Consider the following 21710-nt stretch of genomic DNA (forward strand, 5'->3'; position numbering starts at 1 on the left):
TTGTATCTTTCCTCAGTATTTCACATTGAAATTTCTAGGGAAGAACGACTATGAAGCAGTATCACGACCTCATGCAGCACGTGCTCGATAACGGAGTGAAGAAAGACGACCGTACAGGCACAGGAACCATCAGCGTATTTGGCTATCAAATGCGATTTGACTTGAACGAAGGGTTCCCGCTCATGACGACTAAAAAGCTCCATATCAAGTCCATTCTTCACGAGTTGCTTTGGTTTATTCAAGGCGACACCAACATACAGTATCTCGATCAAAACGGTGTGCGCATTTGGGACGATTGGCCATTTGCCAAGTTCCAGATGTCGGAGGCCTACAACGGCGAAACCATTCGTGAATTCGCCGAGCGCGTTGCAACTGACGATAACTTTGCCAAACAATGGGGCGACTTAGGTCCTGTTTATGGTTACCAGTGGAGGTCTTGGCCTACACCGAACGGAGAGTCCGTAGACCAACTATTGAATGTGATCGAACAAATCAAGAACACTCCAGATTCTCGAAGACTCATTGTGTCCGCATGGAACCCGGGAATGATACAAGATATGGCCCTTCCTCCTTGCCACGCTTTCTTCCAGTTTTATGTAGCCGACGGTAAGTTGAGCTGCCAACTGTACCAACGAAGTGCTGACATCTTCTTGGGAGTACCTTTCAATATTGCTAGTTATGCCATGTTGACCCACATGATTGCACAAGCGTGCAACTTAGAAGTCGGGGATTTTGTGCATACTCTTGGTGATGCTCACATTTACTTGAACCACATCGATCAAGTGAAAGAACAACTCTCTCGCGATTTCAGAACACTCCCAAAACTGGTAATCAATCCAAGCGTTAAGAATATTCTGGATTTTAAGTTCGATGATTTCGCGATTGAAGGTTACGATCCACATCCTCACATCAAAGCTCAAGTTGCCGTGTAAAATGAGGATAGGAACTGTACATCTCATTCTTGCAGTTTTAATCTTCCTGTGTAAGCCTGCGTTTTCGCAAGTAACTACAGAACGCTTCCCCAGTGGTGGACTAGCGGTGATGACTAGCGGGTTTCCCGAAATTGATGGCTATTCCAATAGTGATTCCGATTCATCCTTTAGAAGTGGCGTTATATCGTATTTGAGCGATCAGCTCTCACGTGAATTCGAGAACTTACACGTTCAGCTCGACGCAACGTGCGAAGTGCTTATTGAAGTTGAGTACAATCGCGTACAAAAAGTAGAAGTCGTTTCAACCCCATCAACCGTATATGGTGCTCTGATACAAGGACGTTTATATCAACTTCCCCTAGAGGATGATTACGCTGGACACTTCGCGATTTACATGAGTATCCCACGGTTAGCCACGTGTTGTATTGATGGTCGACTTCAACCCAAACCGACTGGATTATCAAGCCGCGCAAATTCCACCTTGGAATCTTTAGCCATTCAAGACGGCCTCTATTCAAGGGAGCAACTCAACTGGCTCGTTACTATGGATGACTTGGGCCAACCGCATTGTTTCGCTTTTAGTCCAAAGGCCGATCCCACTTGGAACGACTTCGTTCTAAAGCACCTCCTAACCATTAGCAGTGAACTTCCAGCAGGTGAAGCTCAATTCATTCTGAGCTTTCGTCCAAATGTTGTGCTTCCTGAAGCACTTCCCGAATGGAAGCGTCAGATTTCCATGGCAAGTGAGCCAGAAGGAGATTGGAAAAAATATTTAAACCTGTGGCTCACCGCCTATGGAGAATACACCTTCAACGCTGGAAAAACCGACTGGGACACGGTGCACATGGACGCCATGAGCGACTTAGTTCTGCCTGTTGAAATTGACCTAAATGAAAGAAGCATTCTCTTGATTGCCGATCCCGATTCAGGAAAAATAATAACCAGTCTGGAACTTGAAGATGGTAAAGTGAAACGCATCTGTTCCATAGAAGGCACACTCTCGCCAACTGGACTCGAAACTCCCACAATGGTAATTTTCAAACCATGACACTTACACTTATCGCCGCCATAGACGAGCGCAACGCGCTAGGTAAAGACAACGATCTCATTTGGAATCTTCCAGACGACATGAAGCACTTTGTTTCATCTACAAAGGGACACGCGGTAATTATGGGCAGAAAGACATTCGACTCCATCGGGGCAAAGCCGCTCCCCAAAAGACACAATGTGGTGATCACGAGAGACCCTCACTATTCTGCTGAAGGTGTAAGTGTTGTCAATGATCTGCAATCCGCATTGGATTTAGTGCGTGATGACGATCGCCCTTTCATTGTTGGAGGTGCCCAGATATATGCACTTGCCATGCCTCATGCTCAACAACTCGAAATCACCCACATTCATCACGACTTTGGTGATGCCGATGCTTTCTTTCCAGAGATCAATCACGAAGAATGGAAGGTGGTAAAAGAGGACTTCCACCCTGTGGATGAAAAACACGCACAGTCTTTTACGATTACGAGGTACGAAAGGGCGGCAGATTAGTTTGTAAGAGGAATGAAGGTAAGTGAGTCGTCCAATGGACGATAGACTTTAAACGAAAAAAGGCTCCCTCTCAGGAGCCTTTTCTATTTTCAACTTGCTGCTTTCAGCTTGGAGCCGCCTAGCTTTTTGTATTGTTGCTCTGCGTAGTCTCGATCCACAACCAGCACGTGTTTCTCTCCTTCATGAGAAGGAAGATCGAACATGGCGTCTGTGAAAATCGTTTCGCAAATACCGCGCAAACCACGAGCACCTAACTTCGACTCATTTGCTTTCTCTACGATAAACTCAAGTGCTGAATCTTCCACCTTAAGTTCGATATCGTCGAGCTCAAACAACTTAGCGTATTGCTTGATGAGTGCATTCTTAGGCTCCGTAAGGATTTGACGCATCGCTTCTACGTCAAGAGGATTGAGATACGTTAGAACAGGCATACGACCGATCAATTCTGGAATCAATCCAAAGGTTTTTAAATCCTGTGGAATGATGTACTTCAAGTACTCGTCGTCATTTACATGCTGACGATCTGCACTGGCTTGGAATCCAACCGTACTCGTATTCATTCGGTTCGTGATGTGACGTTTGATGCCATCAAATGCACCACCTGCCACAAAAAGAATGTTCTTGGTATCGAGTTCAATGAACTTTTGGTCAGGGTGCTTGCGTCCACCTTGTGGCGGTACATTCACCTTGGAACCTTCCAACAATTTCAGCAATGCCTGTTGAACACCTTCACCACTCACGTCGCGGGTGATGGAAGGGTTATCCGATTTACGAGCAATCTTGTCGATTTCATCGATGAAAACAATTCCTCTTTCGGCCGCTTTCGTGTCGTAGTTTGCCGCTTGAAGCAAACGAGTGAGGATGCTTTCTACGTCTTCACCCACATAACCTGCTTCCGTCAACACGGTTGCATCTACAATGGTAAAAGGCACATTCAACATCTTAGCGATGGTGCGTGCAAGAAGCGTTTTTCCCGTTCCCGTTTCCCCAACCAAAATGATGTTCGACTTCTCGAGTTCGATTTCATCTTTCTGAGCAGACACGTTCAACAAGCGCTTGTAATGATTGTAAACGGCAACAGAAAGCACCTTTTTGGCATCATCCTGACCAATTACATAGTCATCCAAGAACTTCTTGATCTCTCTTGGCTTCACCAATTTTAGGCCTTCACCAAGATCTTCAACCTCTTTTGATTCGAGTTCTTCAGAGACAATATTGTACGCTTGCAGAATACACTGGTCACAGATATGACCATTGATACCCGCGATAAGGATGTTTGTATCCTTCTTATCGCGCCCACAAAACGAACAACTCAAATTTTCTTTCTCCTTCATACACTCGATTTACGACATCTAACTCAATAGGGTTTGACAGTCGCAGTTAAATTATTTCGCTCCCTTCTTGGTTACGAGAACTTCATCAATCATTCCATAGGCTTTGGCTTCTGCCGCAGTCATCCAGTAATCGCGATCACTGTCGCGCTCTACATCCTCAAAAGGCTTACCGGAATGCTTAGAAATAATATCGTAAAGTTCGTTCTTCAGCTTGATCGTTTCCTTCAAGGTAATTTCCATATCAGAAACCTGACCTTGAGCTCCACCCATTGGCTGATGAATCATAACGCGAGAATGTGGTAGCGCCGTACGTTTTCCCTCAGCACCTGCACAAAGAAGTACAGCAGCCATAGACGCGGCCATACCTGTACAAATTGTAGCCACATCTGGAGAGACCACTTGCATGGTATCATAAATACCCAAGCCAGCGTATACGCTTCCTCCTGGGGAATTCATGTAAATCTGAATATCCTTCTTCGCATCTGCACTCTCCAAGAAGAGAAGTTGCGCTTGAACAATATTCGCAATCTGATCATTTACGCCTGTCCCTAGAAAGATGATGCGATCCATCATCAAACGAGAGAAAACGTCCATTTGAGCTACGTTGAGCTGACGCTCTTCGATGATATAAGGGGTCAGGGAAGCATCTACGTATTGATCTACGTACATGCTCTGAATCCCCTGATGCTTCGTCGCGTATTTCTTGAATTCTTTACCGAAATCCATGTTCTTGTTTTAGTGATTACGAACGCGTGATTCTCACTTTTGTTCGTTCACCAATTTAACAAATTCGTCATAGGAAACAGCCTTCTCATCCAGCTTCAAGTTTTCCTTAAAGAACGCGATCATCTTGTCGTTCAAAATACGATCAGACATGCCTTGAGCTTGCTCTTGATCTTGAATAACACTTTGAGCAATGTTCTTCACTTGCTCATCGTCGAGGTTCGCTTGACCGAATTGTGCCATTTGTTGACGAACGTATCCTGCAGCGTAGTCTTCCAACTCTTCTTTGTGAACGTGAAGGTGGTTGTCTTTAACGAGTTTGTTCTCGATCAACTGCCACTTCAAACCTTTAGCAGTGTTGTCCCACTGTGCTTCCACTTCTTCTTCAGTAATTGGAGTTTCACCAGCAGTACGCATCCACTTCTTCAAGAAGGCCACAGGAAGATCAAACTCTACCTTGTCCATTAGCATATCGCTAACCGTGTTCAAGAAGAAGTTGTCAGTTTCCTGACCGTAAGCCTTGCCCATTTCTTCTTCGAGCTTAGCGCGGAACTCCTCCTCTGAAGTAACCACACCTTCTCCAAACACCTTGTCGAACAACTCTTGGTTCAACTCAGCTGGCTCAATGCGGTAAACATTAGAAAGAGTGAACTTCACACCTTCCATGTTCTTGAGGTCGTCTGCAGAGACACCCAAAGCACCGGTTACGTTGAAATCAGCCACAAAGTCCTTAGACGGGTTGATATCGATCACATCACCCTTGGCCATTTTCATCGCCTCACCTTGCTTCTTCTTTGTCTTCAACTCTTTTACAGCGAAACGAGCTTCTTTATTGAAGCCACCTTCTACTGTATTTCCATCGGCATCAACTTGCTCAAGAATACCGTAAAGGATGTCTTCTAGCTCTGTTGATTCTGGTTCACTCATTTTGCCATAACGGCGAGCAACACCTTCAACTTCATTGTCAATGGCCTTGCTATCGAGCTTAATGGTGTGGTAAGCTACCTTCGTCTTCTTGTTGATTGGAAGCTCGAAAGATGGAGTAAGTCCCAACTCAAATTCGAAGTCGATTGGCTCAGTTGAATCCCAATCGATATCTTCCTTTTGAACAGGAAGTGGATTGCCGAGAATATCGAGCTTTTCTTCTTGAATGTATTCAAAGATGCTGTTCTGTAGCAACTTGTTCACCTCATCAATAGTAACCGCTTTACCGTACTGACGCTTCACCATTCCCGCAGGAACTTTACCTGGACGGAAACCTGGAATCTTAGCGTTACGGCGATAATCCTCAAGGATCTCTTTTACCTTATCAGCGTAGTCTTCGGGTGTAACTTGAATCGTTACAACCACATTGAGGTCATCTATTTGTCGCTTTGAGATGTTCATCTTATTTCGCTTAGCAATTTGATTTTCAATAATCTTACCCCCTAAAAAGGTGCGCAAAGGTAGGAAATATGACGCGAAATATCGCACCATTATAACTTTCAGAATATCAACTATATGTAAGGAAATCGTGGACATCTCAACGAAATGTTTATTTTCGTTTGAAACACTCACTCTATGAAGAGAATACTACACTTGCTATTTGTACCTCTCACCTTTAGTACAATGGCCACTGCGCAAAACCAAGGAGATTGGTCGGCAGTACCTTATGCTTCGAATAGTTTCATGTATGGAGACTCCGATTTCAACCACCCTACCAAGGCTTTGAGTCCGGGTGCTGGTTTTCAACTTCAGTACACGGCATATTCCAATCTTCAGGTATACGGTGACCTCACCTATGGCTCTGCCAATGGAGGAAACTCCAGCTTCTATTTTGAAACTCAATTTTTACAAGGCTCCCTCGGACTTCAATACGATGTGCTCGGTGCCATTTCGAAAGACTGGAAGCTTCAAGGTAATCTCGATTTGAGTCTGGGCTGGAGTTATCTTCAAGCGGTAGGTTTTGATGCCGCTACGAATGATTTGATTGCCAAGGTTCCGGCTGAAGGTGCTTTTTCAAGCGCTCCTGTTTTGGGGATAGGAGGAAACTTCAGCTATCCATTGAGCAATCAAGTGGACATCATGGCGGGATACCGCATGTATATGATGTACGATCACGACTGGGTAGATGCTCGCAAAGGTGGTGAACACGACGATTATATTGGTCAGGCGTTTATCGGTCTTCGATTTGCCCTGAACGGACATACGCCAATGGCAGAAGTTACGCAAGAAGATTATGACGACTTGGTAGCAGCCAAGCGCAAAGCGGAACAAGACAGAGACGAAGCTCAAGAAGAACTTGAAACTTCTCGTCGCCGTTACGACGCCCAAATTGAAGACCTCTACAATGTTCTCTCTATCATGAACAACAATATTGATAGCTTGAACGATAAAATTACGGTGCTGCGCACCAATCCAAACGCGTCTAATGAAGCGGGTGTAAGTGAGTACACCGTAAACAACCCTGCGGGCACCACCTCTGCAAATGCAGCTGATGCCATGTGGAGAATTGTTATTGGTAGCTTCCCTACAGCAGAAGGCGCACGTGAATTTGCCGATCGCAAACCGGTTCAAGGAGGAGATTACAAAGTGGTCTTTATTGAAGACTTAAAAACGTATCGAGTGGTTTACAATAGCTATGGCTCACTTGCCGCAGCAAAAGCCGACCTCACCACGGTTCGTCACGTTATTGGAGAAGCCTGGATCATTAAATTCTAAGAACTCTTTACGCTATCATTAAAGAAGCCCCTCGGCAGTTGTCGAGGGGCTTCTTTTATTCTTTTCAAATGAGCACAAAAAAATCCCGACGCATGTCGGGATTCTATGTGGTTCCAATCGGATTAGAACGGAAGATCATCTTCTTGCTCGTCAGATGGGAAATCTGAAGCAGAGTAGCTATCCATTGGAGGCTCTGAACCTCCAGCAGCTGCAGCAGGTTGTTCTGCTTGAATTTTCCAACCCTGGATGCTTACGAAATATCTCGTTTCACCTTGTGGGCTTTGCCATTCGCGACCACGGATATTGATGGAAACATTTACGCGATCTCCTTCTTTAATACGATCCAACAAATCGGTTTTGTCTTGAACAAACTCCACCATAATAGATTGTGGATACTGTTCTTCTGTGGTCAAAACCATCTCTCTTTTTTTGAAAGATGATGAGATTTGCTGTTCGTCAAATACCTTCTTTACGGTTCCGGTCAATTCCATGTCAACTTCTATTTAATTTATCTACCAAGAGAGCCTTCCAGGCTTTCTCAACTTTACCTTCTTCTAATAACTCCTTTGCATAGTAATGAAGCATTTCTCTGCGCTCCAAACCATCGGTGGTGGAATCCATAATCGACTGGATTCTGTGGTGCTTTGAAAACTCTTCAATCTCACTGTCTTTTGGCAGCGATTCTACATTTCCAAGTTTTCCCAAATCGTTGCCTGACAAGATAAAACTCTCGCGAATGCGCTTTGGAATTTGGTCTACACCAATGCCCAATCTACTCAACGGTTTCTCCACGGTAAACAAGGCATCTCCCGAGGCGCGAACATACCAGTCTTTGCCCAAACGACCAACCGTATCAATCTTGTGTTGATCAATTTTTCCATCTTCACCTAAGATACTCTTGTCGATGTGCATCAAAACCACTTCACAAACCACTAGGTTACCCGCACCACCGTGATCACCGAGTTCAATCACCTCCTTCACAATACACTCCATTTGCACCGGAGATTCTGCCACACGAGGTGCGCGAACCACCTCACTTTCCAACTCTGTAAATCCAGCTTTTACAAACTCATTTACTCCCGTTGGATATTCGGTAGAAGACAAGCTCGTCTGCTCTACCATTGCATAGTTTACAATGTTGATCACCACTTCCTTGGTAGCTTTCACATTGCTCAATGTATCCTTAGTGGTGTTGTTGCGAACGCGACGTGCTGGCGAAAAAATCGCAATCGGTGGATTTGCACTGAACACGTTAAAAAATGAGAATGGACTGAGATTTACATTCCCATCTTCATCAATTGTACTGGCTAATGCAATGGGGCGAGGGGAAATAGAACTCAGCAAATGTGAATGTAGTTCTTTTGTTTCCAACTCTTTAGGATCGATGCGCAACATATTCTACCTTTTTAGTGACGCAAAAATAACAAAGCTGAGAATGGAAGTTTCATTTTTCAAATGTGAATATCAGAATAAAGTATATATTTGCACCCCACAACAGCGGGCGTGGTGAAATTGGTAGACACGCTAGACTTAGGATCTAGTGCCGCAAGGTGTGAAGGTTCGAGTCCTTTCGCCCGCACAGAGAAACCCTTCAGCAGAAATGTTGAAGGGTTTTTTCTTGCCAAAAATCGCCGTACGCAACATCGTAAAAACAAAAAAAGGTGACCAAAAGGCCACCTTTTCCGTCCCGTCGAAACGGAACTACAGAACGGTTGAAGACAATGCCACGAAGCTATAGGCGTGACGTAAGGGGAACGTTAAGTCGATGTCAAGAAAACGTGTTCTCTCTTCAAACAACTTTAAGAATAATCGTCGTTTTCACCCTATTTGTCTTCTATTCATTAGGGAATTGCAACACGTGCTACTGAGGTGTTCCCATCGTGTGAAACGGTAAGTGTGTAAACCCCTGTGGGTTGACTTACTTGAAATCCATCTTTTCGATTCAAAAACTCTCCTGCAGCTACGGTTCTGCCCATATTGTCCACCAAACGGTACTGTCCGCCATCCGAAGGCAATTCTACTTCTACTACACCATTGGAATAAAAGGCCACAAGCTCATTGCTCGAATTTGATGCTGATGGTTCATTTTCGGTAGCATTCATTTTTGAGCTACTCGATACATCCACAACAGCGGGCGCGGTATAGGTTACATTCAAAAAGCAGTTTTGTCCACTTTGATTCGCTCTACTGTTCTTCACCCTCATGGTTAACCATCCGGCTTGAGAAGGAGTGAAAGTATTGGAATATGTCCCATCGCCTGAATCTCTATGAACCATCTGACCATTTTCGCCAAGGAAGTTCACGGTGAGCATCTTTCCAGATTCGCCATAGAGGGTGTAACTCACATTGCTCGTTCCATCTACATAAATCTTCCCTGCATAACGCCAAGAAGGTGAGTAATCAGGAATTCTACCTCCTTGCTGTAAACTGTTCGCATGACTATCTCCCAAGTCGTCACTAAATTCCCACTCTTGCGTGGTGGAAGTAGTTCCCGATGGTGTATAGGTCGGCAGAGTTCCTTGCGGACCCCAAACGGCATAACCGTAAGTACCATTGGAAGGATTGACCGCTGGAGCAGTAATTAATGCGCGTTGATCTCCTTGCACAACGGATGTACCACTCACATATCCCGCATGATCTACGAGAATTGTACCCGCAGGAAAATCGGTATCTACCCAAGCTTGTTGACTAGACGCTCCATTGTCGCTCATAGCAATGATGGCTTTAGCAGAGCGCTCTACAATGAGTAAATCTGCCGCACTGCTTCCTGAAGGGAACCATGCATTGCCGCCTGCACTAGTAGATCTCACTTTATAAGCTCCACTTTTAAAGTCGAGTTGTTGGTGCAGTTTGATGATATTAACAATGGCATCTCTTTGCGCTAGAGAAGCAGAGTTGGCAGGGTCGTGCGACCATCTATTACCGCTACCTCCAATATTAAACAGATCTTCAAAGAACACTTGCGGAGATCCATCCACCGAAAATGCGATAGCATAAGCAAGTGGTAAACGGCTGTTAAACGGATCAATGTGTGGTCCCAATTCATCTCCCGTATTCCATCCCGTATAATTACCATCCGAATCAAGTTGCGGTCGGAACGTATCATGATTATTGATGAATGGAACCGTGCGATGCACATACGTATTGGACGAAGCATAGTATGCTACTCTAGAGCTTTGTTGAGCACCTGGCAAAGACGACATATCGTAAAATCCAGATCCAGTCACCATACTGTAGATCCCACTTCTCAAACTGAAGTCAAAGGCGCCCATCATATATTCAGATCCGCCATTAGCGGTAGCAACTGAATTGACATAGCCATCCAGTCCACCAGCGTTGAAATCAACATATTCCCCCACATTGAACATGGCTTCTCCTCCTTGACTCCAAGCGGGTAATACATACTTCAAATTATAGCTGAGATCTTGCTGAACCCATACTGGAAAGTGCTTCGTTGCATCCCATCGAAATCCATCTACTCCCGTTTGTTTCTTCAACCACATCACCCAATTTCGGGCTTCATTTCTCATATAGTTGGCTGATTGAGTTGGATTGTAAGTCGCACTAGTCGCCTGCCCGTACGCCCCACTGTAGTAACAAATATCCGGACCAAACATTTGCTGACAGATGTCTCCCGAGTTGCAATTGTGGTCATTGTTTGGGTGGAAATTCTGATAATTTTTAAACCATCTCCCTGATCTGCTCAGGTAGTTGTCACTTGGTGAATACACCGCAGGTGTTGCGTATGAAGCATATCTGAAAATCTTATACGGATCATCGGGAGCATTCACATCTGAACCCAGTGAACCATTTTGATCCCCCGCACCCATGGTATGATTGAGAACCACGTCTTGGATCACCTGAATACCATTGGCGTGCATCACGGCAATCATGCGCAAAACCTCATCCTTGGTTCCTACGCGGGTATTGGTACTTCCCTTCTGAAACTTATCCCCCAAATCATACTGATCAAAAACATCATATCCTACTGACCCTTCTCCACTGTTCCCTTTGGTAATAGGCGGAATCCAAATCGCATCTATCCCCATGTCGTGCAAACGCGGAGCTAGTTCAGTTAAATAGTTGGCCCAACTTCCGGGATAATTACTGTTCCAGTAATCCCACCAAAAGCCTTGTAAGACGACAGGTTTTACCGTCGTTTGAGCATGAACGATACTCCCAAATGAAAACATCGTAATCACGAGAGAGAGCATGAGGCGTTTTCTATTCATAACAGTTATGATTGGTTAAAATGATAGTAAGTGTACTTTATACACTTTATAAAGATAAACTAATCTACCGAAAATCAAACCTTTATATCATCAACCTCGGATTATAGACCCCAAAAACACGAATCGACTCAACACATAACGTGGTTTCCCTTTTTGTTGTCACCTCCTTACCTTAGGCAAAAATTGAACGCATGCCGACTTTTGCCGAACGTTTTGAAACCGTGTTTCGAAAAACACTACCGAGTCCTCTTGCGATAGCGTTGATTCTTACCTTCATCGCATTTGGCGTTGCGCTCTTTAGCACGTGTCCGGCTGACACCTCTTATGCAGCTTACGCGGTTAACTTACTTGGCATTTGGCAAACCGGAATGTGGCAAAGCTCCTTGCTGGCTTTCACCGTTCAAATGATGCTCATCCTTGTATTGGGTCATGCACTTGCTTTGAGTCCACCTATATCAAGGTTCATCGACAAATTGTGTGGTAGAATAAAGTCTGGCAATCAAGCGGCGGTTACTGTAGGAGTTCTCACCATGTTAGTTGCATTTTTTAATTGGGGATTGGGGCTCATCTTCGGGGCGATCTTCGCTCGCAAAGTAGCCGAAATGGCTCACAGGAATAACATCCCCATCTCCTATCCGCTCATCGGTGCGGCGGGTTATTCAGGGTTAATGATATGGCACGGAGGAATTTCAGGTTCCGCACCACTCAAAGCAAACGAGACAGGTCACATTACTGAAATGGCGCCCAACGCGGCAAATGTTCCAGATCACGTCTCTCTATCTGACACCATCTTCAGTTCAATGAACGCCTATGCAACGTTAGCCATCTTACTTACAGTTGCCCTCACACTCTGGTTACTCAGCAAGTATGTTCCTACCTCCATCCCAAAGGCTTTCACTAAAAATGTTCAAATAAGCGAAGAAGCCGGACCTGCCATTGGTGCCGAAAAACTCGATCAGAAAAAGGGTATGGCTTATTTCTGGGGAGCTCTAATTATAGGATGGTCGGTATATAGTGCACTTACTTGCCACTGCGGACTTTCCTTCATCACCCCGAATTTTATCAACTTCATACTGCTGGGAGCCATTTTCATTGCCCACGGAACACTGTCCAAAGCCATGAACGCATTTGAAGAAGCCATTTCTGGAGCGGCGGGAATATTAATTCAATTCCCCCTTTACTTTGGAATTATGGCCTTGGTGAGAGACTCCGGGTTGATTCTCAGCATCACCAACGAACTCATCGCTCACAGTAATGAAACGAGCTTTCCCATCACCACTTTACTATCGGCCGGGATCATCAACGTATTCGTTCCCAGCGGAGGCGGGCAATGGGCAATCCAAGGTCCTATTCTAATCGAGGCCTCTCAAGCCTTGAATGTATCACTGGGAAAAAGCATTATGGCCTTGAGTTATGGGGATCAGCTTACCAATATGCTCCAACCGTTTTGGGCGTTGCCTCTCTTGGGCATCACCAAGTTGAAAGCGAGAGAAATCCTCCCTTACACCCTTATTTTAATGGTGATAGGATTCATAGTTTACACCTCCGCACTACTGCTCTTTTAAGGAAGATCACGAATTTCAGAGGGTATTGCATTCTGGGATGAGACGAGGCGATCCACCTGCTGAATGAAAACTTCTCGATCAATGGAAACAGCGCCAAATCTCTTCAGGTGATCTGTTTCCATTTGGCAATCTATGAGCTCAACTCCCTGCTCTTGCATCCACTGCACCCCTCTGATGAAAGCATATTTTGAAGCATTAGGCACAGAAGCAAACATCGATTCCCCGTAAAACACTTTACCGATATTCACCCCATAGAATCCCCCTACCAGCTCTTCGTCTAACCAAGCTTCGAAACTGTGCACAAAGCCTTCACGGTGCCATTGCACATATGCCGAAATGATCTCATCTAGAATCCAAGTTCCATCTTGGTCGGGCCGAGCCGTTTCAGCACACTTGCGTATCACGTCTTCAAATGCAGCATTTAGCGTAATTCTAAATGCCTTTTTATGGAGTAGAGGCCGCATACTTTTGGGGATGTGCAACTCTTCCGGAAAGAGCACCATTCTAGGATCTGGACTCCACCAAAGGATAGGACTTTCTTCATCATACCACGGGTAAATGCCCTTGCTATACGCTTCTTTCAAACGAACGGAAGTCAGCTTCCCTCCAATAGCCACCAATCCTTCGGCATCTGCCTGACTGGCGAGAGGAAGAGGTTGTGCTTCATTTTGTAGGATCACCCAATTCATGCAGATCGAACATCCAAGGCATCTCGCAACGTATTCCCCAGTACCATAAAACTCAATACGAGCAACATAATGCAGAGTCCAGGTAATACGGAGAGATGTGCTTCTCCAGTAATGATATATGCGTAATGATCTCGGATAATTCCACCCCAACTTGGGATGGGAGGTTGAGCGCCAATTCCCAAAAAGCTCAATCCGCTTTCCATCAATATCGCTGAGGCAAAATTGGCTGCGCTAATCACAATAACCGGTGCCCAAGCATTGGGTAAAATGTGTTTCCAGATAATTCGCGAAGATGAAAAGCCCAAGACTTTGGCCGCTTCCACAAACTCCATTTTGCGTAGGCCCATCACTTGCCCTCGGACCACACGGGCAACCTCTACCCACATCGTGAGTCCAACGGCCACAAACACTTGCCAAAACCCCTTTCCCAGAACAAAAGTGAGCGCAATGACCATTAAGAGAGTAGGAATAGACCATACCACGTTGACAAGCCACATGACACTCTTATCTACCCAGCCTCCAAAATAACCAGCGGCTGCACCCAAAGGCACTCCAATCAATAGAGAAATGAAAACACTGATAAATCCGACCGCGATAGAAACTCGTCCGCCTAAAATGAGACGACTCAACAAATCTCTACCATACTTATCGGCTCCTAGCAGGTAGGTGTATTCCTGAATGTACTGTCCTTCGACAATCTCTGTCCATTCTCCTTGCTCTTCGCCCGGCCCCAAATACTCGCGATACATCCCTCCATCCGAACTAACTTCCGCAACAGGCGTAATACGAGTGGGACATGCGTCACCAAAGAACCACATTTCCAGGGCCGATGACTCACTGCAAGACTCGGACTGAGAATACAGCATGAGAACCTCCGTTCCCATGGGAGCATTCGCCATCGCCAAGTTCATCGTATTTGAACTAGGGGATGAGTCGGGTGTGATGATGTACCCAAGAATGGAAATCACCACAAACAAAACGATTAATCCAATGGATACAGCCCCAAGGGGATTTTTAAGAATCTTCCAAAAGGCGGATGATTTCATCGTACGTCTTCCATCACATGCACTGCTTCTCGCAAATACAAATCACGACTTAACCCCTTAAACCAGCGGCTGTAATCTTCGGCTTTGCTTGAATCTGATTCGAAAAGTTCAATCTGACTAGGCAAAGCAGAAACCGACATACTATCATTCAATCGAGTGAGTTTGTCCCATTGCTTAGCACTCTCTTCACGTGCTTTGGTTTCAGCCACGTATGCATCATACTGAAGGTTCACTTCTGTATCTTCTTGTTGCGCGGCCAACCAGGTTGCATAGGCAGTGATTCGGGCAAACTTCGTACTGGTATCTACTCGAGCTACACTGTTTAGAACTGCATTCTTCAACTTCTCAGGTTCGTAACCTGGCCAGATGTCGTAGTACGCGCCAGAAATCTCATCCACGCTCAAAGCGGTTGGATATTCCTTCTCGCCCCAATCGATATCTTGCCAAGAGAAAGGCAGAATGATATCCGGCTCAACACCTTGCAACTGCGTGGTATGTCCATTAATTCTGTAGAATTTTTGTGTGGTGATTTTCAACGCCCCAAGTGGTTTTACAGAGTTGAACTGAGAACCCACAACATTGTCGATTTCAATTACATTCTGAACCGTTCCCTTACCGTGAGTATGACTAGAACCAACCACTACACCGCGATGATAATCTTGAATGGCAGCAGCCACAATCTCGCTGGCAGATGCCGAACCTTCGTTTACCATCACCACTAGAGGACCATCGTACGAAGTACCTCCGTTTCTATCGGAATAAGTCTGGGCACCACGACGTCTTTCTTTCACTTGAACCACAGGTCCTTTATCAATAAAGAGACCTACAATATCAATAGCCGCTTGAAGCGATCCTCCGCCGTTATTACGCAAGTCGAAGATGATCCCTTCAACATTTTGCTCCTTGAGTTTCTCAATCTCAAGGCGAACATCTTCCGCACAGTTTCTATTCTCACTATCGTAAAAATTCACGTAGAACTTAGGAAGTCGGATATACCCAACTTTGTGCTCATCGCCTAAAACAGCGCTGCGTGCAAACGTTGCTTCGAGTTCCACGATATCGCGCTCAATGGCAATTTCCATGGTCGTCCCATCTTTCTTCTTCACAGTGAGAATCACCACGGTTCCCTTTGGACCGCGAATCATGCTTACCACCTTGTTAATGCCCATACCAACGACATCAACAGGTTCCTCTCCTTCTTGTGCTACACGGGTAATCTTGTCGCCTTCTTCCAAATCACCCTGACGCCAAGAGGCGCTTCCTGTAACCACTTTCTCTACGGTAACATAATCACCACGAACGCGAAGTTGAGCGCCAATTCCCTCCAATTGACCCGTCATGGAAATCTCGAAATTCTCTTGCTGACGTGGAGGATAATACTCCGTGTGCGGATCAAACTGCGTTGTAAATGCGTTCATGTAAGCGCCAAACCATTCAGCGCGCTCCATATCCTCTAAATTCTCAAACCACTCTTCATGAACTTCGAGTTCACGTTCACGAGCTTTCGCTTCAGAAGTGGCAAAATCAAACGGCTCCTCATCGGTAGCCGCTTCCATATCGTCATAAATCCGACTGAGAACGCGCAACTTCAATTGCTTTCTCCAACGGTCCTTTAGCTCCTTCTCATCCTCAGCCCAGTCGTCTTTTTCTAGGTCGGTGTTGATGGATTCTTCCACATCAAAATCAAAAGGCTGCGCCAACAATTCAGTGTAGTACACCTTCGCCTCGCCAAAGCGCTTCTGCATGGTCGCATACGCCATATCGAAGAAGGCAGCATCTCCCGCCAAGAACTGATCGTCGAGTTGTGTTCTGAACTTGCCCAAGGCTTTCACATCTGCCTGGGTTAGAAAACGCTTACCTACATCCACTTGATCTAGGAAGCTCACAAATACGTGATCGGATAAATCGTCATTTATATCTACCGGTTGAAAATGGGATGATTGCAATGCCTCTTTGAGAATTTGCATCACCACTTGATCTTTCGAGTAGCCGTTGCCCCATTGTTGGAAACCAAGTACAGCTAAAGCTCCTGCTCCAACTACTATTGATACTCCCCAACGAATGGTGCTCTTTTTCATTTGTTCCAAATTCATATGCCGTGAAGGTAAGAACTATCTCCCATCAGTCCGAATATTCTATAAAGCAAGCCGTGGAAGAAAAATTCATGCTAAAACAAAACAACGACTTCATGTATTCGTTTGTTGAAGCAATTGTAATAATGAAATGTTAAATGCTCTTATTACTTTTACACCCCCTTTTGCTGCTGAACGCTAGATAGAAACCACCAACCTAACTTCTGGTAAATGAAGCATCTACTTCTCATGTCAGTATTGACATTGAGTCCCCTATTCCTCTTTTCACAAGCCTACTCGATCAGTGGGACTGTAGAGGACGCCACAACTGGCGAAAGTCTCATTGGAGCCTATGTGAAAGACCTTGACGGCAACGGCGTTGCAGCCACCAACCCTTATGGATTCTACTCCATGAATGTGGACGCCGGCCGACATCGCATTTCAGTTTCTATTCTCGGCTATAAAACCGATACGCTCACCGTCAATGTTTCCAGCAATGTGAAACTAAACTTCCAAATGCGTCCAGCCACTGAAGAAATTGGAGAAGTAGTTGTTACCGGCGAAAGAGCCAATGAGAACATCAAAAGTGTAGAGATGTCGGTTACGACCCTCTCAACCAAGGAAATTCAGAAAATACCTCAATTGTTGGGTGAAACCGACATTGTTCGTTCCCTTACCCTACTTCCCGGCGTAACCACCGTAGGCGAAGGAGCCAGCGGGTTCAATGTACGAGGAGGTAACGTGGATCAAAACCTGATCCTTTTGGATGAAGCTCCAGTCTTCAACAGTTCACACCTGTTTGGATTCTTCAGTGTATTCAATGCGGATGCAGTAAAAGATGTCAAGCTCTTTAAAGGTGGAATTCCTTCCATGTATGGCGGTCGACTTTCATCGGTTCTAGACGTTCGACAGAAAGAGGGTAACTCCAAAGAGTTTGCGGGTAATGGAGGTATTGGCCTTCTATCCAGCCGACTCACATTGGAAGGGCCCATCATTGAAGACAAAATGTCGTTTATGGTGGCGGGCAGAAGATCGTACATGGACATCTTCCTACCTCTTTTTAATGATGATGATCTGGACGGAACCACGCTCTACTTCTACGATTTAAACGCAAAGTTGAACTACCGCTTCAGCGACCGAAGTCGCCTCTTTGCATCTGCTTACTTTGGGCGAGATGTCTTGGGATTCAACGACCTTTTCTCTTTTGGCTGGGGTAACGTAACCACCACACTTCGATGGAACTATCTGATCAACGACAAGTTGTTCATGAACTTAACGGGAGTCTATTCGGATTACACCTATAACATCGGAACTCCTGAAGATCAAGTGAACAACTTCAATTTAGATTCCCGTATTCAGAACTACATCCAAAATGGAAACTTCACTTGGTATGCTTCTAACCATCACAAGGTTGACTTCGGCTACAACGTAACCAACTACGTATTTAGTCCAGGTGAGATTACGGGGTTCATCAACACAAGTATGCAAAGGGAGTTCGCGATTGAAAGTGCGGTGTACATTTCAGACGAATGGAACATCACCGACCAATGGACACTTCTAGCAGGCTTGCGTTATTCGGGCATCACCAACTATGGTCCACGGGAAATTGTGAATTATGATCCAAACGCTCCCACCAGAGAAAACTCCGCTATTGTAGACACCACCTTCTATCCTAAGAACGGCATCATTGCTTCCTACTATGGTTTGGATGGGTTTGAACCGCGTTTGGCCTTAAACTACACCATTGATGAAACGCAGTCTCTCAAATTGAGTTACAACCGTACTCGTCAGTACATTCATCTCATCAGCAATACAACAAGTCCTACTCCAGTAGATGTTTGGCGTCCTTCGGGCAAGTACATCCAACCTGCTACGGCCGACCAAATTGCCATCGGATATTTCAAAAACTTGTTCGACAACTCCATTAAGGTGAGTGTAGAAGCTTACTACAAATACTTTGATAACCTAGTGGACTACAAAGATGGGGCTGATCTCATCTTCCAGGACAATATCGAAACCGAGCTCCTTACAGGTGTAGGTAGAGCTTACGGTTTAGAGTTGATGATTGAGAAGAAATCCGGCTGGCTAACGGGGTGGATTAGTTATACCCTTGCCCGTTCAGAAAGACAGGTAGCTGGTGAGATTCGCGAGACAACCATCAACAACGGCGATTGGTACAAGGCCAACTTCGACAAACCGCACGACTTCTCCTTAGTGGCAAATGCCCGCTTGTCTGACACCTGGGATATCGGTTTGAACTTCGCCTATCAAACCGGGAGACCTGTGACTTATCCAGATGGATTAGCCAACTATCAAGGTGTTCCATACCCCATTTACACCAATCGAAATGGTGCGCGTATTCCAGACTACCATCGACTAGACATCAGTGCTACCTATGTAATGAAGAAAACGGAAAAATGGGAACACAGCTTGACCTTTGGCGTCTACAATGTGTATGGACGTAGGAATCCATACAGCATCTTCTTTCAACAAGATCTAGACACAGGCAAACCTCAAGCGATGCAATTGAGCATCTTCGCTGCCCCTATCCCATTCATCACGTACAATTTCAACTTCTAAGCCATGAAAAAGTTACTTGCAATTTTCTTTGTGGCGATCAGCCTCACTTCATGTCGAGACATCATTGAACTTGACATCCCAGACACTGCACCACTACTGATTGTAAACGGTGTAATTACCGACACCGTTCCGGTACAGGTTCAGGTACTCACCAGTGCTCCATATTTCTCTGGAGCAAATCCAGGTGTATCAAACGCTTCCGTTTTCGTCTTCGAAAATGGAGTGCGCATCGACTCCTTGATTGAATCAGACACTGCTTCTGGTTTCTATTATGGAAGTGCTGTTGGATATGTTGGCGGCACCTACTCTATCGAAGTTCAAATTGGTTCCAACAATCCCCAATTCGAAAGCGGTACTTGGGTTTCTTCAGACGAGGAACTAAAGAGATGTCCACCGATTGATTCATTCTACAGTGAGTACCGTGAAAAGTCTTTATTCCAGCCAGAAGGTTATTATGTAGCTGCGCATTTTCACGAGGCAGAAGGCAAAGGCGATTACTATCGAATCAGAGCTTGGAGAAACGACTCCCTTCTAAACACTCCATTCGATCTGCAATACTTCAGTGACGAATTTGCTGATGGTCTCAATTACAACAATGATCCACTTCCGGCCTTTACGCTAGATGGGCCCAAACCGGTTGGAACAACGTATAAAATTGAATTGGGAAGTATCACACCACAATTCTTCGACTTCTTAGACATCCTTCGACAGCAAACCGCACAAGTAGGTGGAACATTTGACCCTCCACCTGCCGCGATCATTGGGAACATCTACAGAAAAGGAGATCCTACCGACTACGCCTTGGGCTATTTTAATGCATCGAAAGTGAACTTCGCCGAAACGGTGATTGTTCAATAAGCTTACTTTTGCATCATGCTACCAACAGTTCCTCCTGACACAGCGAATAGTCTTCAAACCGACGTGAGCAATACCGAGCTTGCCGAGCAAAGTGAAACTCTACTAGAGTCTTTCAACCTTTCGCACTGGGCTCATGATTGGCTTGTGAAGCAAGAACTATCCGACTTTTGGATTACTGCTTTCACATTGGTCTTGGATTTAGCAACATTGCTAGTCATTGCCTTTATCGCCGACTATCTCACCCGAAAAATTCTGCTCACGATAGCTCATCGACTGGTGAAGCGAACGAAAGCCAAGTGGGATGACTACTTTTTGGAGCAACGTGTATTTAGAAATTTAGCCCACATTATTCCGGCAACCATTTCGCTCTACGCACTTCCGATTCTTTTTAGGGATGTGGAGGTTGCATTGAATCCTGCGCAAATTGTACTCAAGGCCTACATCACCATTCTTGTTGCCATCGCCTTGAACAAAGCTTTCAAGGCCCTGCAGAACTATACGGAAGACAACAACACTTTCCGCGGAAAGCCCGTTAAAACGGTCCTCCAAGTCATGCAGGTAATGAACGTGTTCATTGCATTGGTCATCATCTTTGGAATTTTCACCGGAACAAAGATTACGACCGTTTTGGGAGCAATGGCTGGTACCACGGCCATTCTGATTTTGATCTTTCAAGACACCATCAATGGTCTTCTGGCGAACTTTCAAATCACCATGTACGACCTTCTTGAAAAGGGAGATTGGATTTCATTTGACAAGTACGGAGTAGATGGTGATGTGGTGAGTATTGATTTGACCACCGTAAAAGTTCGAAACTGGGATAACACCATCAGCTCTATCCCTGCTAAAGCATTCGTCTCGGATTCCTTTATCAATTGGCGAGGGATGAAGAAGGTGAACATGCGTCGAATCAAGCGGAATATTCTCATCGACATCAACAGTATCGCACTTTGTAATGATGAGATGTTGAATCGCTATGGAAAAATAGCGCTTGTTAAAGACTACATCGAAGCGCGTCAAGTAGAGATTGATAAATACAACGACGAGCACGGTTTCGACAAAGGTGCGGCAAGCATCAACGGAAGACACCAAACCAATGTTGGAATCTACCGAGCGTACATCAAGGCTTACTTGGACAAACATCCAAAAGTTGCCAAGAAGGACGGCGCTATGGTAATGGTTCGCCAGCTGCAACCTACCTCAAAGGGAATTCCGTTGGAGGTGTACTGTTTTAGCGCCGATATCGTGTGGGAGAACTACGAAGGCATTCAAAGCGACATCTTCGACCACCTCTATGCTGCCACGGCATTCTTCGACTTGCGTTTGTTCCAAGAAATGTCCGGTTACGATTTGAGTCATTCGCTACAATCGTCATCCAGCACAGAGACCAGTTCAGAGCAATAATCTGATTCAACCTTTTTATAGCCGTTTGCAAAT

At 45.2% G+C, this 21710-nt stretch carries 17 protein-coding genes and 1 tRNA gene; 9 read left to right on the plus strand and 9 right to left on the minus strand.

Annotation, left to right across the window (positions count from 1 at the left end; translation table 11 throughout):
* The first annotated feature begins 50 nt into the window (after window positions 1-50).
* Genes thyA through F8C82_RS10200 form a run of 3 tightly spaced genes read left to right on the plus strand, consistent with a single transcriptional unit; the run spans window position 51 to window position 2474 of the window.
* A complete protein-coding gene (gene thyA, locus F8C82_RS10190) occupies window positions 51-932 on the plus strand; it encodes a thymidylate synthase (RefSeq protein ID WP_151693482.1) in 882 nt (293 codons plus the stop codon).
* 1 nt (window position 933) lies between these two features.
* The gene (locus F8C82_RS10195) at window positions 934-1980 is read left to right on the plus strand and encodes a hypothetical protein (protein ID WP_151693483.1); all 1047 of its coding nucleotides are present in this window, start codon (window positions 934-936) and stop codon (window positions 1978-1980) included.
* Window positions 1977-2474, plus strand: coding sequence for a dihydrofolate reductase (locus tag F8C82_RS10200; RefSeq protein ID WP_151693484.1), 498 nt, complete (start codon window positions 1977-1979; stop codon window positions 2472-2474). Before F8C82_RS10195 ends, F8C82_RS10200 begins: the two co-directional genes overlap by 4 nt.
* Window positions 2475-2563: 89 nt before the next feature.
* Here the strand turns inward: F8C82_RS10200 and clpX are convergent, their stop codons facing one another.
* The 3 genes from clpX to tig are packed head-to-tail and all read right to left on the minus strand — an operon-like array spanning window position 2564 to window position 5917.
* The gene (gene clpX / locus F8C82_RS10205; RefSeq protein ID WP_151693485.1) at window positions 2564-3808 is read right to left on the minus strand and encodes an ATP-dependent Clp protease ATP-binding subunit ClpX; all 1245 of its coding nucleotides are present in this window, start codon (window positions 3806-3808) and stop codon (window positions 2564-2566) included.
* Between the two features lie 51 nt (window positions 3809-3859).
* On the minus strand, window positions 3860-4534 hold the full coding sequence (clpP, locus tag F8C82_RS10210; protein WP_151693486.1) for an ATP-dependent Clp endopeptidase proteolytic subunit ClpP: 675 nt from the start codon (window positions 4532-4534) through the stop codon (window positions 3860-3862).
* A 33-nt stretch (window positions 4535-4567) separates the two neighbouring features.
* Window positions 4568-5917, minus strand: coding sequence for a trigger factor (gene tig, locus F8C82_RS10215; RefSeq protein WP_170266223.1), 1350 nt, complete (start codon window positions 5915-5917; stop codon window positions 4568-4570).
* Between the two features lie 174 nt (window positions 5918-6091).
* Here tig and F8C82_RS10220 point away from each other — a divergent pair, with 174 nt between their 5' ends.
* On the plus strand, window positions 6092-7231 hold the full coding sequence (locus tag F8C82_RS10220) for an SPOR domain-containing protein (RefSeq protein ID WP_151693488.1): 1140 nt from the start codon (window positions 6092-6094) through the stop codon (window positions 7229-7231).
* 122 nt (window positions 7232-7353) lie between these two features.
* Here the strand turns inward: F8C82_RS10220 and F8C82_RS10225 are convergent, their stop codons facing one another.
* Both F8C82_RS10225 and F8C82_RS10230 read right to left on the minus strand, forming a co-directional pair.
* Window positions 7354-7722, minus strand: a complete 369-nt coding sequence (locus tag F8C82_RS10225; RefSeq protein ID WP_151693489.1) for a DUF3127 domain-containing protein — start codon at window positions 7720-7722, stop codon at window positions 7354-7356.
* A 1-nt stretch (window position 7723) separates the two neighbouring features.
* Complete coding sequence (locus F8C82_RS10230; protein ID WP_151693490.1) at window positions 7724-8626, minus strand: flavin reductase family protein; 903 nt, start codon at window positions 8624-8626, stop codon at window positions 7724-7726.
* 102 nt (window positions 8627-8728) lie between these two features.
* On the opposite strand from F8C82_RS10230, the gene F8C82_RS10235 reads away from it, so the two are divergent.
* A tRNA-Leu gene (locus tag F8C82_RS10235) sits at window positions 8729-8810 on the plus strand.
* A 262-nt stretch (window positions 8811-9072) separates the two neighbouring features.
* Here the strand turns inward: F8C82_RS10235 and F8C82_RS10240 are convergent.
* Window positions 9073-11463 (minus strand): alpha-amylase family glycosyl hydrolase, encoded by a 2391-nt coding sequence (locus F8C82_RS10240; protein WP_151693491.1) that lies wholly within the window; start codon window positions 11461-11463, stop codon window positions 9073-9075.
* Window positions 11464-11654: 191 nt separating this feature from the next.
* Between F8C82_RS10240 and F8C82_RS10245 the strand changes: the two genes are divergently transcribed.
* The gene (locus F8C82_RS10245; protein WP_151693492.1) at window positions 11655-13028 is read left to right on the plus strand and encodes a short-chain fatty acid transporter; all 1374 of its coding nucleotides are present in this window, start codon (window positions 11655-11657) and stop codon (window positions 13026-13028) included.
* Here the strand turns inward: F8C82_RS10245 and aat are convergent.
* Genes aat through F8C82_RS10260 form a run of 3 tightly spaced genes read right to left on the minus strand, consistent with a single transcriptional unit; the run spans window position 13025 to window position 16841 of the window.
* Window positions 13025-13717 carry a leucyl/phenylalanyl-tRNA--protein transferase gene (gene aat / locus F8C82_RS10250; protein ID WP_151693493.1) on the minus strand — a complete coding sequence of 231 codons (693 nt, stop codon included), beginning with the start codon at window positions 13715-13717 and terminating at the stop codon, window positions 13025-13027. The two genes, F8C82_RS10245 and aat, sit on opposite strands and share 4 nt — an antisense overlap.
* On the minus strand, window positions 13714-14763 hold the full coding sequence (locus tag F8C82_RS10255) for an ABC transporter permease (protein ID WP_151693494.1): 1050 nt from the start codon (window positions 14761-14763) through the stop codon (window positions 13714-13716). Before F8C82_RS10255 ends, aat begins: the two co-directional genes overlap by 4 nt.
* Window positions 14760-16841 (minus strand): carboxy terminal-processing peptidase, encoded by a 2082-nt coding sequence (locus F8C82_RS10260; RefSeq protein WP_170266224.1) that lies wholly within the window; start codon window positions 16839-16841, stop codon window positions 14760-14762. Before F8C82_RS10260 ends, F8C82_RS10255 begins: the two co-directional genes overlap by 4 nt.
* Before the next feature lie 225 nt (window positions 16842-17066).
* Here F8C82_RS10260 and F8C82_RS10265 point away from each other — a divergent pair, with 225 nt between their 5' ends.
* Genes F8C82_RS10265 through F8C82_RS10275 form a run of 3 tightly spaced genes read left to right on the plus strand, consistent with a single transcriptional unit; the run spans window position 17067 to window position 21677 of the window.
* Window positions 17067-19415: a TonB-dependent receptor gene (locus tag F8C82_RS10265; protein WP_151693496.1), complete on the plus strand. Its 2349-nt coding sequence runs from the start codon at window positions 17067-17069 to the stop codon at window positions 19413-19415.
* Between the two features lie 3 nt (window positions 19416-19418).
* Entirely contained in the window at window positions 19419-20273 is an 855-nt protein-coding gene (locus F8C82_RS10270; RefSeq protein ID WP_151693497.1) for a DUF4249 domain-containing protein, read from the plus strand.
* A 15-nt stretch (window positions 20274-20288) separates the two neighbouring features.
* The gene (locus F8C82_RS10275) at window positions 20289-21677 is read left to right on the plus strand and encodes a mechanosensitive ion channel family protein (RefSeq protein WP_151693498.1); all 1389 of its coding nucleotides are present in this window, start codon (window positions 20289-20291) and stop codon (window positions 21675-21677) included.
* Window positions 21678-21710: the final 33 nt, after the last annotated feature.

Origin of the sequence: Phaeocystidibacter marisrubri (assembly GCF_008933165.1) — a bacterium.
Classification (GTDB): domain Bacteria; phylum Bacteroidota; class Bacteroidia; order Flavobacteriales; family Schleiferiaceae; genus Phaeocystidibacter; species Phaeocystidibacter marisrubri.